This window comes from Streptomyces sp. NPDC052079 (assembly GCF_040680275.1).
Lineage (GTDB): Bacteria > Actinomycetota > Actinomycetes > Streptomycetales > Streptomycetaceae > Streptomyces.
The window spans coordinates 245,783-262,898 of the sequence record NZ_JBFAWL010000004.1; the positions used below are offsets into that span (position 1 = coordinate 245,783).

General features: G+C 71.5%; 12 protein-coding genes and 1 pseudogene. 5 read left to right on the forward strand and 8 right to left on the reverse strand.

Translation table 11 applies throughout. The features are described from left to right. Positions 1-87: 87 nt before the first annotated feature. The 3 genes and pseudogenes from AB0L56_RS10415 to AB0L56_RS10425 all read right to left on the reverse strand — a co-directional run. Positions 88-438, reverse strand: a pseudogene (locus AB0L56_RS10415) (coagulation factor 5/8 type domain-containing protein); the annotation flags it as partial. Positions 439-489: 51 nt separating this feature from the next. Next, on the reverse strand, positions 490-699 hold the full coding sequence (locus AB0L56_RS10420; RefSeq protein ID WP_361029414.1) for a tautomerase family protein: 210 nt from the start codon (positions 697-699) through the stop codon (positions 490-492). Between the two features lie 79 nt (positions 700-778). After that, complete coding sequence (locus AB0L56_RS10425; RefSeq protein ID WP_361029417.1) at positions 779-1,540, reverse strand: SDR family oxidoreductase; 762 nt, start codon at positions 1,538-1,540, stop codon at positions 779-781. Positions 1,541-1,626: 86 nt separating this feature from the next. Between AB0L56_RS10425 and AB0L56_RS10430 the strand changes: the two genes are divergently transcribed. The 4 genes from AB0L56_RS10430 (at position 1,627) to AB0L56_RS10445 (ending at position 7,342) form a co-directional block, all read left to right on the forward strand. After that, positions 1,627-2,487, forward strand: coding sequence for a helix-turn-helix transcriptional regulator (locus AB0L56_RS10430; RefSeq protein ID WP_365421208.1), 861 nt, complete (start codon positions 1,627-1,629; stop codon positions 2,485-2,487). Between the two features lie 174 nt (positions 2,488-2,661). Continuing rightward, positions 2,662-2,871, forward strand: coding sequence for a hypothetical protein (locus AB0L56_RS10435; protein ID WP_365421210.1), 210 nt, complete (start codon positions 2,662-2,664; stop codon positions 2,869-2,871). Between the two features lie 137 nt (positions 2,872-3,008). Next, positions 3,009-4,073 (forward strand): kelch repeat-containing protein, encoded by a 1,065-nt coding sequence (locus AB0L56_RS10440; RefSeq protein WP_365421213.1) that lies wholly within the window; start codon positions 3,009-3,011, stop codon positions 4,071-4,073. A gap of 179 nt (positions 4,074-4,252) precedes the next feature. Continuing rightward, a complete protein-coding gene (locus AB0L56_RS10445) occupies positions 4,253-7,342 on the forward strand; it encodes a glycosyl hydrolase (protein WP_365421216.1) in 3,090 nt (1,029 codons plus the stop codon). 383 nt (positions 7,343-7,725) lie between these two features. Here AB0L56_RS10445 and AB0L56_RS10450 read toward each other — a convergent pair whose 3' ends face one another. The 5 genes from AB0L56_RS10450 to AB0L56_RS10470 all read right to left on the reverse strand — a co-directional run bounded on the left by AB0L56_RS10450 (position 7,726) and on the right by AB0L56_RS10470 (position 15,249). Beyond that, positions 7,726-10,638: a hypothetical protein gene (locus AB0L56_RS10450; RefSeq protein ID WP_365421219.1), complete on the reverse strand. Its 2,913-nt coding sequence runs from the start codon at positions 10,636-10,638 to the stop codon at positions 7,726-7,728. After that, on the reverse strand, positions 10,635-11,759 hold the full coding sequence (locus AB0L56_RS10455; protein WP_365421222.1) for an AAA family ATPase: 1,125 nt from the start codon (positions 11,757-11,759) through the stop codon (positions 10,635-10,637). Before AB0L56_RS10455 ends, AB0L56_RS10450 begins: the two co-directional genes overlap by 4 nt. Before the next feature lie 60 nt (positions 11,760-11,819). Beyond that, entirely contained in the window at positions 11,820-13,247 is a 1,428-nt protein-coding gene (locus AB0L56_RS10460; RefSeq protein WP_365421422.1) for a VWA domain-containing protein, read from the reverse strand. Positions 13,248-13,333: 86 nt separating this feature from the next. Then, positions 13,334-14,731 carry a hypothetical protein gene (locus tag AB0L56_RS10465; protein WP_365421225.1) on the reverse strand — a complete coding sequence of 466 codons (1,398 nt, stop codon included), beginning with the start codon at positions 14,729-14,731 and terminating at the stop codon, positions 13,334-13,336. Continuing rightward, positions 14,731-15,249 (reverse strand): hypothetical protein, encoded by a 519-nt coding sequence (locus tag AB0L56_RS10470; protein WP_361029441.1) that lies wholly within the window; start codon positions 15,247-15,249, stop codon positions 14,731-14,733. The genes AB0L56_RS10465 and AB0L56_RS10470 overlap by 1 nt, the downstream gene beginning before the upstream one ends. Before the next feature lie 203 nt (positions 15,250-15,452). Here AB0L56_RS10470 and AB0L56_RS10475 point away from each other — a divergent pair, with 203 nt between their 5' ends. Continuing rightward, positions 15,453-17,105 (forward strand): phosphodiester glycosidase family protein, encoded by a 1,653-nt coding sequence (locus tag AB0L56_RS10475; RefSeq protein ID WP_365421425.1) that lies wholly within the window; start codon positions 15,453-15,455, stop codon positions 17,103-17,105. Positions 17,106-17,116: the final 11 nt, after the last annotated feature.

Below are 17,116 nucleotides of genomic sequence, written 5' to 3' on the forward strand. Positions count from 1 at the left end.
GAGCCGGGAGAGGCCGCCACCGGTGCCGCGGGGGCGCGCCCGGCCGTCGGCGTCGGCCATGGCGCTGGCGTGCCCCCGGCGCCGGGGTCAGGGGTACGACACCACCGTGGACGGCACGGTGGTGTTGCCCGACGTCGGCGTGCCGGTGTCGTTGATGACGCACTCGTACTGCCCGTGCCCGCTCAGCGAGACGACCAGCAGGTGGTGGAAGCGCACGCCCGGACGGGCGGGTGCGGCGAAGCCGTGGTGCTGGACGATGCTCGGGTTCACGTTGTAGTAGCAGTAGCTGCCCATGCCCCAGCCCTCGTGGGTGGTGACCCGGTCGCCCACCTTGTACGCGGCGTAGCCCTTGACCGAGCCGTTCTGGATGGCGGCCTGGTCGGGGGCGTCGTACGCCTTCTCGTTCTGGAAGAAGATCGTGCGCCCGCGTTCGCCGTTCCTGCCGGCGGGCGCGGGGCCCACGGCCTCCGCGCCCACCAGTGCCGGGCGTCAGGTGTCGCCGTTGAGTATCGCGGCGGTCAGGACGTTGCCGGCCACCCCCCAGCCCCCGTCGACGACCTCGTCGACGAGCACGACGGTGGTGGCGCGGACACGCTCCCCGTAGATCTCCACGTACAACTCGGTGGTGCGCTCGATGATCTTCTTCTTGTCCTCGGCGTTGACGGTGCCGGCGGGAACCTTGAAATTGGCGAAAGGCACTGGTGGTCTCCTCAGGTGATACGTACTCAGGTGATCCGCGCTGAGATGGTCCGTCTTGGCGCGCTGGCCGTGCCCGTGTTCACACCATGCCGCCGTTGGCCCGCAGCACCTGCCCGTTGATCCAGTGGCCCTCGGGTCCGGTGAGGAAGGCGGCGACCCGGGCGATGTCCTCCGGGGTGCCCAGCCGCTCCAGCGGCGGGATCTTCGCGAGCCTGTCGATCTCCTCGGGCGTCTTGCCCTCGAGGAACAGGTCCGTGGCCGTGGGGCCGGGGGCGATGGTGTTCACCGTGACGTCCCGCCCCCGCAGCTCGCGGGCGAGAATCAGGGTGATCGCCTCGACGGCGCCCTTGCTCGCCACGTACGCGCCGTAACCGGGAAACTGCGATCCGACCACGGAGGTCGACACGCCCAGGAAGGAGCCGCCCGCACGCAGCCGCCGTGCGGCCTGCTGGGCGACGACGAACGTGCCGCGGATGTTGGTGCGGTGCACGGCGTCGAGCACCGACAGGTCGAGGTCGGCGATGGGCGACAGGGCGAGCCGGCCGGCCGAGTTCACGACGACGTCCACGCCGCCGAACTCCTGCTCGACCCGGTCGAACAGCGCGGCGACCGCGTGCTCGTCCGCCACGTCCGCCCGCACGGACAGCGCCCGCCCGCCGGCGGCGGTGATCGTCTTCACCGTCTCGTCGGCCGCGGCCGCGTCCCGGGCGTAGTTCACCACCACGGCCAGACCCTTGCGGGCCAGCTCGACGCAGACCGCGCGGCCGATGCCGCGTGATCCGCCGGTGACGACGGCAACCCGCTCGGGTGCCGGGGTGAAAGGGGGGTCTTTGGTAGTCATGTCCTCCACGATGCGCGGTGCCGGCGGGCGCAACCAGGTGATGTCATCCCCTGGGACGGCGCCCCGGCGCGACGGAGAATGGGGCCATGGCTGCTGTGAAATACACCGAGTTCGGCGCGTTCCTGCGGTCGCGGCGCGACCGCATCCGCCCGGCCGACGTGGGACTTCCCGAGGGGCCGCGGCGCCGCGTGCCGGGGCTCCGCCGGGACGAGGTCGCCCAGCTCGCGGGGGCGTCGGTGGACTACTACAACGAGCTCGAGCGGGGCGCCGGGTCCCAGCCGTCGGAGCAGATGATCGCCGCACTGGCGAGGGCGCTGCGCCTGACCGCCGACGAGCGTGCCTATCTGTACCACCTGGCGGGCCGCCCCGTGCCGATGTCGGGCAGCGCGGCCTGCCACATCCACCCCGGCATGCTTGATCTGCTCCAGCGGATGCCGTCGACGCCCGCGCAGGTCATCACCGATCTGCATGTCACCTTGGTGCAGAACCCGCTGGCGGTGGCGCTGGTGGGAGACCAGTCCGGTTACCGGGGGCCGCGGGCCAGTTTCGTGTACCGGTGGTTCACCGAACCGGAGGCCCGTGACCTGCACCCCGAGGCCGACCACGCGGCCCAGTCCCGTGCGTTCGTCGCCGACCTGCGGGCGGCCGCCGCCCGGCGGGACGCCAAGGACGCAGAGGTCACGTCGATGATCCGTTCGCTGCTGGAGGCATCGGCCGAGTTCGCCGCGCTGTGGGCCGAGCACGAGGTGGCCTTCCGGCGCGACGACCGCAAACGCATCCGCCATCCCGCGCTGGGGGTCGTCGAGGTCAACTGCCTGCACCTGTTCAGCGAGGACGGACGGCAGCGGCTGCTCTGGTTCACCCCTGCCCTGGGCACCGACAGCGCCGACCGGCTCGACCTGCTCGCCGTCCTCGGCACCCAGCAGGTCGTCGACTCCACGTCCTGACCCACCTCCGCCGTCCTGACCCGCCCCGCCGTCCTGACCTTGCTGTACGTCGTTGCTGTACAGCAGGACCGAACGATGTCCCGATCAGTAGGCGCGCATACCGCCGACCCGTGCCCTCGGTGCTTCGTCGAGGCAGTCCGTCCGGGCAGGCCGCTGACTGTTGCGGGACGCGAGGTGGTCGACTATCTCTGCGATCACTGTGCGCACACGTCGTCTCGGCCGGTCGAGGATGACCTGGAGATCCACGACGTCGTCAGGGTGGACCTCCCCGACGCCACGCTCTATGGCACCGCCTGGCAGGTAGAGGCCGACCGCGTCCAGGTACGCGGTACGGGCGGTGACTGGCTGCTGTGGGTCGAGCGCTGGAGAGTCCTCGTCTACTAACGGCCGTCCCGGACGGTCCCCGGGCGCCCACCCATGGGATGACATCCCCTGGTTCGCCCGCCGCGGCGCAGAGACACTGAACGCGCGGAAGCCACCCGCTTCCCGCGCCAACAAGCCCCTGTGACAAGGAGTTTCTCATGCAGCGGCGTACAGTTCTGCTTCTCGGCGCCGCCTTGGCGGTGTCCCCGGCCGTGCAGGCCCACGCCCACCCGGGCCACCCCACGACACCCGGCGGCACGCCCCCGGAACCGGGGACCTACGGCAGGGGATGGCGGCCGCTGGCGCCGATCGCGAGCGGCCCCCGGCAGGAGCACAGCGTCGCCGCCGTCGGCGACGACGTCTATGTGATCGGCGGCGTCGTCCCCGCGGAGTCCGGCGGCGTCACCACCACCGGACGGGTCGACGTCTACGACACGCGCCGCGACACCTGGTTACCGGCGGCACCACTGCCCGTCCCCATGAACCATCCCAATGTGGCGGTGGTCCGCGGCCGGATTTACGTCCTCGGCGGGCTGTCCGGCGGGTCAGAGTGGCAGGCCCTGCGCGACTGCTTCGTCTACTCCCCGCGCGCCGACCGGTGGCGACGGCTGGCACCCATGCCCTCGGGAACCGAGCGGGGGAGCGCCGCGATCGGCGTACTCGGGAGGAAGATCCTCCTCGCCGGCGGCATGCGCGTCCTCGTGCCGGAGGAGGGCGGCCTTCAGGACACGGTGTACACCGTGTCGGCGTACGACGTGGTGACCGGCCGGTGGGAGAGCCTGCCGGCGCTGCCGGCGGCCCGTGACCATGTGGGCGGAGCCGTCGTCGGCGGGACGTTCTACGTGCTCGGCGGCCGGGACCGGGGGCAGGTGAACGTGCGGGACACCGTCTACGCACTCCACCCGGGTACCCGCCGCTGGACCGAGCGGGCACCGATGCCCACCGCCCGCGGCGGCATCGCCGCAGCCGCCGTGGGCACGAAGATCTACACCTTCGGGGGCGAGGGCCGGCACGACGGCGCGAACCCGAACGCGGTCTTCGACGAGACCGAGGTGTACGACACCGTGCGCGACCGCTGGGAGCGGCTGGCCCCGATGCCGGTGCCGCGCCACGGCACAGCCGCCGTCGCCGTGCGCGGCACGATCCACATTCCCGGCGGCGGCGTCCTGGGCGGCGGTGCCCCGGTGGACGTCAACGACGCCTACCGTCCCGCCCGCAACTGAGCTCGCGAAGACGGGCGCGCAAGGGCCTGTCCGGCCATGGTCCGCCGGACAGGCCGTAAGGGCGTCAGCGCTTGAACCCAGGCCGCCCGTCCCCTCGTTCATGGTTACAACTATTGACCGTTCACTGTCATGCCCCTACGTTGACGTAACTCGTGAGAGCGCTCTCAGAAAGGTGGCTCATGAGATTCCGTAAACGTCTCGCCCTCCTGTCGGCGGCCGCGCTGGCCGCCACGGGCCTGGTGGCGACGGCAGGTGCCGGCATCGCCACCGCCGCCACCGTTCCCGTGGGCAAGGGGAGTTACAGCGACTCCCGGCCGGCCGGGACGAAGGGGCCCACCAACAACACCGGTCAGGCGGTCAAACCGAAGGTCACGCCCGCCGTCGCCGACCGGCCGGTGCCCACCAACGACTGGTGGTCCTCGCTGGCGTTCCAGCGGTACGCCGGCAACCCCTGGTCCGAGAACATGTACGGACACCCCCTCACCTACAGGGCGGTGTCCGGCGGTCTCGAGGTCGGTCACCCGACCACGCATGAGATCGTCGGTGAGGGCCGCCAGTACGAGTTCGCCCACAAGGCGGACCTGACCCTCGGCCTCGCCGGCCTCAACTCGCCCGACGCCAAGGCCGACGGATGGAGCGACTGGACCGTCACTCCGTACTGGAGCGACGGGACACGCACCCTGCGGACCACCATCGGCCACGGCATGCCGTACTTGTACGCCGAGGGCAGGGGAGGGGCGGCGCAGATCAGCGCGGCGGCCACGCCGACCGTGTTCGCCGACCGCGGCAACGTCCTCGGGGTCACCATCTCCGGCCACCACTACGCGCTGTTCGCCCCCAGCGGCAGCGACTGGACCGTGTCCGGGAACTCCATCCGGGCCGACCTCGGCTCCAAGGACTACTTCTCCCTGGCCGTCCTGCCGGACAAGGACGCGCTCTCCGCCTACCAGAAGTACGCCTTCAGCTTCGTGACCGGTTCCAAGGTCGACTGGGACTACCGGGAGGGCGACGGCGAGGTCCGGGCGATCTACCGGCTGATCACCGAGGCCAAGGAGGGCCAGGAGACCGGCACCTTCCAGGCGCTCTACCGCCACCAGTGGCTGCACACCTCCGACCCGCTGACCGACTACCGCTACGTCTCACCGCGCGGCGAGATGAAGGTCCGCGAGGGCACCTCCTTCACCACCGTGCAGAAGGTGAACGGAGTCCTGCCGGGGTTGCCGAGCGCACCCGGCGTCGACCGGGCCAGGCTCGCGTCGTACATCGACGACGTGCTGAACCAGGCCGATCCGTTCAGCGGCGCCACCGACACCTACTGGACGGGCAAGGCCCTCGGCAAGCTCGCCCAACTCGTGCCCCTCGCCGACCAGATCGGCGAGACCGGGGACCGCGACAAGCTGCTCGGCCTGCTCAAGGGACGTATGGAGGAGTGGTTCACCACCGGCGGACCCTCGGAGTTCTCCTACGACAAGGACTGGCGCACCCTCACCGGCTATCCGGCCTCCTACGGCAGCGACCAGGAGCTCAACGACCACCACTTCCACTACTCCTACTACGTGATGGCCGCGGCGATCGTGGCCCAGTACGACCCGCAGTGGGCCGCCGAGTCGCAGTGGGGCGGCATGGTAGAGGAGCTCATCAAGGACGCGGCCAACCCGGCCAGGGACGACACCAAGTACCCGTTCCTGCGCGGCTTCGACGTCTACGCCGGCCACAGTTGGGCCGCCGGCCACGCGGCCTTCGCCGCCGGCAACAACCAGGAGTCGTCCTCGGAGTCGGTCAACCTCAGCGCCGGTCTGATCCTGTGGGGCTCGGCCACAGGCGACAAGGCGCTGCGCGACCAGGGCGTCTACATGATGATGACCGAGTCGGAGTCGATCGCGCAGTACTGGTTCGACGCCGACCAGAAGGTCTACCCCGACAACTTCACCCACGACGTCGTGGGCATGGTCTGGAGCAGCGGCGGCGCCTACTCCACCTGGTGGACCGCCAACCCCGAGGAGATCCACGGCATCAACTTCCTGCCCGTGACGGGTGGTTCGCTGCACCTGGCCCGCGAGAAGGAGATGCTGCGCCGCAGCGTCGCGGAGATGGAGAGGGAGAACGGAGGACCGGCCGCCGAGTGGCGCGACATCTTCTGGGAGGTCCAGGCCCTCTACGACCCAGCCGGCGCGATGCGCAAGTGGGACCAGGGGAACGCCGGATACGCGCCCGAAGCGGGCGAGACCAAGGCGCACACGTACCAGTGGGTCGCCACGCTGAACTCCCTCGGCGCCCCCGACATGACCGTCACCGCCAACACACCGACGGCCGTCGCCTTCGACAAGAGCGGCACCACGACCTACGCCGCACACAACTACGGCGGCCAGGAGTGCTCGGTGCTCTTCTCCGACGGCGGTGTGCTGAACGTCCCGGCCAGGTCGACCGCGTCCGGCGCGGGCGACGACACCAGGCTCGACACCCTCTGCGGCGCCACCGGCGGCGGTGAGGAGCCGGACGACGAGCGGCCCACCGCCCCCGGCACCCCGGCCACGAGCGACGTCACCGACACCTCCGTCAAGCTCACCTGGACCGCGGCGACCGACGACAAGGGCGTCAAGGACTACGACGTGTACCGCGGCACCGCCAAGGTCGCCACCGTCACCGCGACCACGCACACCGACACCGGGCTGAACCCCGGCACCGAGTACACCTACAGTGTCCGGGCCCGTGACACCTCGGGCCAGGTCGGTCCGGCGAGCGGCACGGTGACCGTCACCACCACCGGTGACGGTGGCCCTCCGGACGTCACCGGAAGCACCTTCTACCCGCAGTCGGGCGGCGCCCTCGCCACCGAGGCGGCCACCACGGCCACCTCCGACACCATCCCCTCCGCCGGCGGAACCAACAACGACGGAACCCCGAAGAACCCCCTCGTCTACGAGGTGAAGAACGTCAGCGGCGACCTCAAGTCGGGCGCCGCCACGGCCTTCACGTTCAAGGTGGACGCGGGCACCTCCGTCGGGTACGCACAACAGGCCCGCGTGTCGTACGACCTGACCGGCGACGGCAGGTTCGACCGCGTGGAGACGTTCCGCTACTTCGCCACCGATCCGGTCCCCGGCTGGGAGGAGTACTCCTCGGCGAGGCAGGGTCTGCACTCCGCCTCGGGCACCCTGGGCGACCTCAACGGCGGCACCGTCCGCGTGGAGGTCTGGAGCGCCCTGGGCAACGGCCCCTCCACCCTGCAGGTGGGCGCGGGTTCGGTGCTCACCATCCCGTTCGACTGACGACCGGTCCGGTGGCGTGACACCCGCACATCACCGGACCCCCCTTACGTGGTGGCCGATGTCCGACGCGATTCGGGCCGCCACCGGCGGACGCTTCCCGCTCCAAGGGCGACCGCTGGCACTGTTGCTGGCCCAGCAGGTCATCGCAGTCTGAGAGGAGTCGATCCGGGGCACCGGCCGACAGCCCACGCGTCATGGTCCACCTCGGCGGATTCACCCCTGTCCCGCACGCTGAGGCGCCGACGTCCGGAGCTCAGGCGTTGGGCACCCGAACGGCCCTGCGTCACCTCCCTGTCCTCGGCCCCGGAGGAGGGACCAGCCGCCTTGGTCTGAACCGCCTTCAGTGTGGTCGGGCCCGGTAGACCGGGACCCGACACTCGCCGTCACGTGCTGATGAGCAGGGACTCCAAGGCCCGGGCCGTTTCCGGATGGCGGGCCGTGAGCGCCGTACCTCCCGGCGAGGACGGGCCGGCCGCCGCGGCCCAGCCGTCGTCGCAGCCCAGCAGCCTCGCTACCGCGTCACAGGCAGCCGGGTGCGTGGCCAGCAGCCCCGCGCCCGACGGCGCCGGGGCGCCGTGCCGTGTCCAGCCGTCGTCGCAGCCGAGCAGTTCCGCGACCGCGTCGCACGTCGCCGGGTGGGCCGTGAGCAGGGTCGCGCCCCGGGGGACGGCGGCCGCGGGCCCGGTGACGAACGGATCCGTCTCCGGCGCCCGCCACGGCGGCACCCATGTGTCCAGCGCCGCCAGCCGGGCCGGGAAGATGCGGCCCGCCTCGCGGATCAGCAGCGGGGCCAGGTCTGAAGCGCCCGACCGCAGGGTGGTGATCAGCAGTGGCAGCCACGGCAGCAGCACCGCGTCCGGCAGCCGCCCGAACGCGTTCGACACCGCCTCCACGACCACGTCCGCCAGCCCGGGCACCGGCTCGAGGGCGTGCACGAAGCCGCTGAGATAGCGCGGGTAGGCGGGCACCACCAGCGGGTTGTCCAGCAACTCCGCGCATCGCGCCCGCAGTTCCGCCCGGGACAGCGTGCCGAGCTGCACCTGCGCCGCCCACAGCAGCGCCGTCTTCGCCGGGTCGTCGGGATGCGACTGGGCCACCGCCAGCTCCAGCTGGGTCCGGTCGCAGCCCAGCGACAGTGCCAGGCTCTCCATGGAGAACAGGAAGCCGAGCATCGCCGCGACCTGCCCCACCGTCGCGTCCTCGTCCCGGAACGCCGTCGGCAGCAGCGTGCAGTAGTGGGCGTACCCCGTCTTGACGAAGGACTCGATCCACGCCGGCAGCACCGGCTCGGCGGTGCGGTAGTACGCCAGCAGCGCACGCGCCCGACGCAGCACCTCCGGCGCCCCGTCGACACTGCGCTCCGCCGCCAGCACCTTCAGCGCGTGCGTGCCGAGCTCGTCGGCGAGACGGCGGCCGCGCAGGTACAGCAGCGTGTCCTCGACCGCCGCCAGCACCGTGGCCGTGGTCGCCCGCGGCCCGTACGCATCGCGGCGCAGCCGCTGCTCCAGCACCTGCTCGATGCTGACACCCTCGTATCCGAGCTCGATCAGGGCCCGTTGATGGGTGCCGAGTGCCAGGTCCCAGGACTCCTGGATCGAGCGCTCGCCCAGCCGTCGCTCACCCATGATCGGCCGCGCCGTCCCGTGCGGCATGAGCCGCCGCAGCATCCACAGCACATCGGAGCACGCTTCCAGCTCCGGCCGTGACGTCATGTCCAGCAACGCCCGCTGCACACCGCGCTGCCGCAGCTTCAGCCCCAGCGGTTCCAGCCGGTCGTACACGTCCCGGGCGAGCGGCGGCAGCGCCTCGTAGCCCACCTGCCCGATCCGGTCGCCGCCCATCATGATGTCGACCAGGCGCCGCACGTCCCGCCGCCCGGGGACCCTGTCCTTCTCGATGCAGGTGACTGCCGCGTCCTGGAAGTCGTACGGCGTCGGCCTGGCCCGGTCCCGCATGCCGGCCAGCAGGATCGACGTCTCGAACACGGCGATGGCGTCGGCGGTGGAGGCGAGATAGCCGTTGCGCCGGGCCGCGCGCACGATCTCCACCGACCAGCCCAGCAGCTCCGCCTCGTCCAGGGGGTCGAGCACGGGCGGCCGGCGCAGGAACCCGGACAGCATGTCCCCGGCGTGGGGCGACTGCGGCGCCGCAACGGCCGCCTTCTTCCTCCCGGTCCTCCTCGCCCCCGCCTGGCCCTGAAGCCGGTACGGCTCGACCCGGGTCCGCTTCAGGTTCTTCGCCCACTGTGTCGCCGCGATCGACACCGAGCCCGCCGCGAGGCCGAACTGCGCCTCGATGGCGGCGTGACTCGACGGGATCAGCCCGTACTGCCAGACGGTCGCCGTGCGCGGCGGGATGGTGAACGTGTCCGTGCTGCCGTGCACGCCGAACTCCGCCACGCGGCTGGCCGCGTGGAACGCCCCGCACACGTACAGACAGTCCTCCGGGTCCGTGCCCGTCGCCGCCAGATGCTCGCGCATCCGCGTCCACATGTACCGCTCGCGGTCCTCGTCCACCCGTATCCGGTCGCCGTCGCCGGGGGCCAGCCTCCGGAACAGGCTGCCGATGAGGAACATCACCTGGCGGTAGGTGTCGTGGCCGGCCGTGCCGTCGCCGAGCGGCACCTCGACGTACTGGTGCCACCACTCCGACCAGTGCCGCACCCTGCCGTGGCGCAGCAGATGCTCCTCCAGCTCCGCGAAGCGCGGCCGCAGGTCGCCGATCTCCACCCCCACGGCCTCACCGTGCAGCGCGGCCTCGGCCTCCTGGGGAGAGTCGCTCTCCTCCTTGTGCTGCTCGCTTCTGCTGTCCCATTGGAAGACGTGGTCCGACGAGCGGTCGACCAGGACCAGTTCCACGCCCGGGGTGTCCAGCGCGTATGCGATGGCCTGGTACTCGGCCGACGCCTCGGTGATCGGCGCGACGACCGACAGCGGTGCCCACTCCTGGGGGAAGCCGTCGACATCACCGGCGAACGCCTGCACCGCCACCGGCAGCCGGCAGTTGCGCAGCTCGGTCAGCAGCGGAGCCATGTCCTCGCACAGCTCCAGATACACCACCTTCGGCTGCTTCTCCCGCAGCCTGCGCGCCATGGCGAGCGCGGAGGCGGGGGAGTGGTGACAGACGGGGAAGATCTCCAGCGGCTCGCGCACCGCGCGGTCCACGTCGTCGACCATGCCGAGGAGGATGCCCTCGAGGGCGTCCGGCCCGCTGGCGAACGCGGCGGCGGCCTCCCGCAGTTGCCCGCGCAGCGCGGCGAACGACGTGCCCTGCGTGCTCTCCTGGCGCCCGCTCATGACAGGGTGGCGATCGCGTCGCGGCCGCCCTCCAGGAACTCCGGCCAGGAGCCGCCCTCCTCCTTGCTGCGCGGCTCGACGACCCCGTGCAGATACTTGTTGAGGATGGCCAGGTCCTCGGGTTCGCGCCGGGTCAGGGAACCGACCAGCGAGGAGGCCAGGGTCCGGGCGGTCAGGGCGCGCTCGCCGAAGAAGTTGCTGTGCAGGACCGCGTCCTCCAGCACACCGATCTGCTCGGCCGTGGACAGTGCCGACTCCAGCTTCTCGTCGTCGCTGCCGGCCGCCGCCGCGGAGGCACGCAGGTCGGCGAAGCTCTGCAGCAGCACGTCCAGCAGGGTCGGCGGCACATCCAGGTCGATCGAGTGCCGGCGCAGCAGCTCCTCGGTGCGGAAGCGGACGATCTCCGCCTCGCTCTTCTTGTTGGTCACCACCGGGATGCGTACGAAGTTGAAGCGGCGCTTGAGCGCGGAGGACAGGTCGTTGACGCCCCGGTCACGGCTGTTGGCCGTGGCGATGATCGAGAAGCCCGGCTTGGCGAAGACGATGTTGTCGTCACCGCCGCCGCTCTCCAGCTCGGGGACCGAGATGTACTTCTCGGACAGGATCGAGATCAGCGCGTCCTGGACGTCACTTGTGGACCGGGTCAGCTCCTCGAACCGGCCGATGGCGCCGGTCTCCATCGCGGTCATGATCGGCGAGGGGATCATCGACTCCCGCGACTGCCCCTTGGCGATGACCATGGACACGTTCCAGGAGTACTTGATGTGGTCCTCGGTGGTGCCGGCCGTGCCCTGCACCACCAGCGTGGAGTTGCGGCAGATCGCGGCGGACAGCAGCTCCGCCAGCCAGCTCTTGCCCGTGCCGGGGTCGCCGATGAGCAGCAGACCGCGGTCGGAGGCGAGGGTGACGATGGACCGCTCCACGAAGCTCCGGTCACCGAACCACTTCTGGGGCACCTCCCGGTCCAGTCCGTCGGCCCGCTCGGAGCCCAGGATGAACAGCCGGACCATCTTCGGCGACAGGCGCCACGAGAACGGCTTGGGGCTGTCGTCGATCGACTCCAGCCAGTCGAGCTCCTCGGCGTACTTGATCTCGGCGGGAGCGCGCAGCAGGTCGGACATGAGTCAATGGCCTTTCGTACGGTGGTGGGGGAGGACAGGTGTGTGACGCCGCCGCGTCGATCACGTGAGAAACGTCTTGAGCTCGTGCACGAGCTTCTTGATGTGGCCGGAGATCACCGGCGTACCGAGGTCCTTGAACTTCTCCCGGAACCACGGGTTGACGCTGCCGCGCCCGGAGCTGGTCACCGAACCCACCGGGATGAACTTCGCCCCCGAACGGTGAACGGCGGCCATGCTCTCGAACAGCTCGTCCGTGCGCCACTCGTAGAAGTCGGAGATCCACACCACGACGGTGTTGCGCGGCTCGGCGATCTTCGGCTGGGCCAGCGCCATGGCGACGGTCCCGTCGGTGCCGCCGCCCAGCTTGGTGCGCAGCAGCGTCTCGAACGGGTCGTGCGCCCACGGCGTGAGGTCCAGCGCCTGGGTGTCGTACGCGATCAGGTGTACGTCGACCTTCGGGAGCCCGGCGAAGATCGACGCCAGGATGGTGCAGTTGACCATCGAGTCCACCATCGAACCCGACTGGTCCACGACCACGATCAGCCGCTGCGGTGTCGTCTTGCGGCTGGTGTGCCGGTAGTACAGCCGGTCGACGTAGAGCCGCTCCTCCTCCGGGCTCCAGTTGGTGAGGTTCTTCCAGATCGTGCGGTCCAGGTCGAGGTTGCGGAAGACCCGCTTGGGCGGGACCGACCGGTCGAGCTCGCCGACCGTCGCCTTCTCCACCTGGCTGCGCAGGACCTGGGCGACCTCGTCGACGTAACGCCGGATCAGCGCCTTGGCGTTGGCCAGGGCCACCCCGGACAGGTTGTCCTTGTCCCGCAGCAGCTGCTCGATCAGCGACATGCTCGGCGTCAGCCGGGACGCCAGCGCCGGGTCGGCCAGTACCTCGCGCAGACGCATCCGCTGGACGAGACCGGCCTCGATCGAGCCCAGCTCGGGCCCGATCTCGGGAATCAGCCGGCTGAGGTCGGGCGTGGGCCCGCCGACCCCCGTACCGGTCAGGGAGACGCCCCCGCCGGCACGCGTCGCCCGGACACCGCCACCCCGCCCGCCGCGCAGATCACCGGGCCGGCAGCCCAGGGCCCGCTCCAGCCACCCCGCGTCGGACTGCCAGCGGGCCAGCTGCTCGGCGGTGACGGTGCCGGAGCCGGAGGCGAAGACGTTCAGCAGCACCTTCGACACCAGCGCCGCGCGCCGCACCTCAGCCGCCCGGTCACGCCCCCCGTCCTCCTCCGGCCCGGGTGTCATCAGCCCGTCGAACTCGGCCGCGAGCTCCGGGTGCCGCTGCACCACGGAATCGACCGACGCCCCGGGATCGAGCAGCGCCGGCGGCAGACCGATGTCCTCGACCACGCCGAGACTCGCCGACTCCAGCGACGGCTGCTCCTCCGGATCGAAGAGCCGGGCCAGCAGCCGCCAGTAGAGCACCTGCCGCCGGTTCTCGTCCGCGTCGGGCGCGGGGACCCCTCCGATGCTCGCCTCGCTCATTTCCTCAGCAAGCGCCTCAACCTCTCCGATGCTCGCCTCGCTCACTTCCTCGGCAAGCGCCTCAACCCCTCCGATGCTCGCCTCGCTCATGCCCTCAGCAGCCTTCCGGCCCGCTCGCGCAGCACGGTGACGGCATCGGTCGCCGCCTTCTCGGCCCGCACACCGGCCTTGTCCGCCGTACCCCCGGCCCAGGCCCCGGCGTGCAAGGCGACGGCCTTCTTCCGTACGGTCCGCTCCACGGCCAGCGGCTGGAGCAGAAACTCCCCGTCGTCCCAGCGCAGCAGCCCGACACACGCACCGGACGAGGCGACGGACTCCGGAGTCAGCGGACCGGCCGCCGGAACCCGGTCGACGTCGACGGCGAGACGCTCCCCGGCGACCTGGAAGGCCACCCGTCCGTCGTCCCCCTCCTCCACCGCGTACCCCTCCAGCAGCACGGGCACGGCGATCCGGGCGGGATGGCGGTCCAACGGCGCGGTCGCGGAAGCCGCCGCGGAGGGCAGCGCCACCCGTGCCGTGGCGAAGACGTCGGCGGGCTCGCCCATCCGGGCCCGGGCGTCCTCCCAGACGAGATCGCCCTCACCGGTGACCGGCATGCCGTCGAGCTCCATGGCATGCCCCTCACTCACGGCGGCCAGCAGCGACATATGGGGCCGCAGGAGCTGCCACAGTCCCGCTCCGACGACGGTGTCGGGTTTCGGCGCGGACACACTGGCCCGCACCAGCCGGGGCGTCCCGCCGCCGTCCGGCTCCAACACGGCGTGCACCTGCGCCTGCACGGCGGTGGCATGCTCCTGGAGGTCCACCCCAAGCGGCAGCAGCCGTCCGGTGACCTCGGCGACGGCCGGTGCGGAGGCGGCGCCCGGCAGCGTGAGCAGCACGGCCCGCGACCACAGGTCGGCCCACCGCCGTACCGGAACCTGCTCCAGCGTCGCCCCGGGACAGGACGCGGCGAGTTCGGCGGCGAATCCGTCGAGCAGCGCGGCGAGGCGGCGCAGCCCCGGCTCGGGCAGCATCGCGGATACGACGGCGGACGCTCCCGCGACCAGTTCGTGGTCGATACCGCGCCATCCCGCACGCGAGAGATCGCACAGCCAACTGCGGGCGGCTATCAGCAGATTGAGCGCGGGCTCCGCACCGTCGGCCGTGGCGGTGCCGGCCTCCTCCGCAGGCGGCCGTCCGACGGCTTCCTCGACCCGCGCCACGAGCGCGTCGTGCACGGAACCGAGCAGCGCGGTGCGCGCGGCGGCGAGCGCGATGAAGTGGTCCTCGCCGGCGGCACCCGCAGCCGTCTTCTCTGCCGCCTCGGCCACCCGCCCGGCCAGCGGCGACCCGGCGAGTGCCTCGGCGATCCCCGCCAGACCGGCCGCCTGGGCGGGCTGGGGACGCAGCAGACCGTCCACGAGAGCCCCGTCGAAACCGTCCACGGCGGCGAGGGCCTCGTCGAGCCCGTCGATGACGTCGGTCAGCAGATCGGCACGCATCAAGCCACCGCCCTGGTCGTCGGGAACCACTGCATCTCGGGCAACGGGGCGGTGGTCGGCGCGAGTTCGAGATAGGCCAGATGCCGCAGGAAGCGGCTGAACACCTGAGCCGCGGCTGAACTGTCCCCCTGCGCGGGCCGCGTCGACGTCATGGCGCCGGTGACGCTGCCCGCGTCGGCCCCCTCGCCCGACACCTCGGCCTTCAGATACCGGGCCACACGCTCGACCCCGTACTGGAGCACGGCCTCACCGATCAGCGCGCGTATGTGATTGCAGAACGACCCGCGCGCCCCACCGCAGGGCCGGTTGTTGTTGGTGCTGCACGCGAACGCGTACGTCCCCGCCGCGACCGACGACACATACACCCGCCCGATGTCCGACCCACTGGACACCACCCCCTGCAACCGCCCGTCGGCCAACTCGACGAACGGCACCTTGGCAAGCTTCCGCGGCCGCGCGGACGGCACCACCCGCGCCGTGCTCGACCTCTCCCGTACGGACAACGCACCATCTCCCATGCATGCGAAAGGGGATGTCCTCGCCGGACCGGCGGGACGAAAAAGAATCTATCGACGACCACTGACAACGCCGTCCGGACGCGGACCCGTGCCCCCGCGAGCGCTCTTGACGTACGACGGAACCGGCCAATACTTGTCCACCGTGTGTCAAGTGACGGTTCGTGTGCTTCTCGGTGCGTGGTGGGAGAGTGACGCGTGTGCGGCTGACCAAGAGACTGTGCGGCGCCGGCGCCGTCCTCGGTACCGTCCTGGCGGTGTCGCTGACCGGACCGCCGGTCCAGGCATCCGCCGAATCCCGGCCACCCGGGAGAACCGAGGCGCTGGCCCTGGGCGCGTCCGGCCTTGCGGAGACCCGCACGACGCGGACGCTGCAGCCGGGCGTCACCCTCACCCGTATCGTGCGCGGCGCCGTCGACCCGGCACACCACTGGACGGTCGAGGCATCCATCCCCGGCGGTGACACCTCACCGGACCCCGACGCACCCCCGAGCACCCTCAAGGACAGGGCGAGCGCCAACGAACTAGCCGGGGACCTGCGACACCAGGGTTTCGCGGCGCGGGTGGAGCGGGTGACGACACCGAGGACGGCCGACTACGCGGGCGGCACCCTCGGTTGGCGGGTCCGCATCGGCACCTTTGACGCGCAGTCCGCCGCGACGGCGGAACGCGCACGGCTCAAAGCGGCCGGATTCACCGGATCGGTCACCTACACCGGCTGGGACGGCGCCACCACCGACCGTGGCCCGTGGCGCGTGGACGTCCTCACCATCGACCCGCGCACGTTCCGCGGCACACTCGACGCCTCCTACGGCCCCGACCTGGAGAACCGCGAGACCACCAGCGAACTCTCCGCCGCCGCGGGCGCGACGGCGGCGGTCAACGCCGGTTTCTTCGTCCTCGACCCCCGCGCGGGCGCCCCCGGCGACCCGGCCGGCGTCGGCGTGTACGACGGCCGCCTGCTGAGCGAGCCGGTCCGCGGGCGCCCCAGCCTGATCGTCCACGACGACGGCCGCCGCACCGACGTCTCCCGCCTCACCTGGCAGGGGCGGGTCACCGCCGGCCGCACCTCGCTGTCCCTGGACGGCATCAACCGCGTACCCGGCCTGATCAGGAACTGCGGCGGCAGCGAGGGCGACACCCCGACCGCGCTGCCGCTCCACGACGTGACCTGCACGAACCCCGACCAACTCGTCGCCTTCACACCCGACTACGGTGCGAGCACCCCGCGGGGCGACGGCACGGAAGCCGTACTGGACGCCCACGACCGGGTCGTCGCACTGCGCTCCCCGCGCGGCGGCCCGCTCCCGCCCGGCGGCAGCTCCGTCCAGGCGACCGGCCAACGCGTCGCGGAACTGGCGGAGTTGGCGCGACCGGGTGCCCGTCTGCACCTGACCACCACCCTGCTGGACGACCGCGGACACCGGGTCACGCCGTCCCGGGGGACGACCATCGTCAACGCGGGCCCGGAACTCGTCCGCGACGGCCGCCTCCACGTCACCCCCAGGACCGACGGCATGGTGCACCCGGGCGACCCGAGCTGGTACTACGGCTGGGTGCACAAGCGCAACCCGCGCACCCTGGCAGGCGTCGACGGCGCCGGCCGCACGGTCCTCGTCACCGCCGACGGCCGCAGCACCGACGCCCTCGGCCTGAGCATCACCGAGGCCGCGAGCGTCGCCCACTCCCTCGGCCTGCGCGAGGCGGTCAACCTCGACGGCGGCGGCTCGACGACGATGGTGGCGCGCGGCCAGGTGATCAACGACCCGTCCGACGCGGCGGGCGAACGCCCGGTCGGTGACGCGCTGCTGGTCCTCCCCGACAGGGACGGGCGGACGGCGGAGGCCGAGGGCCACTGATCCCGCCCCGG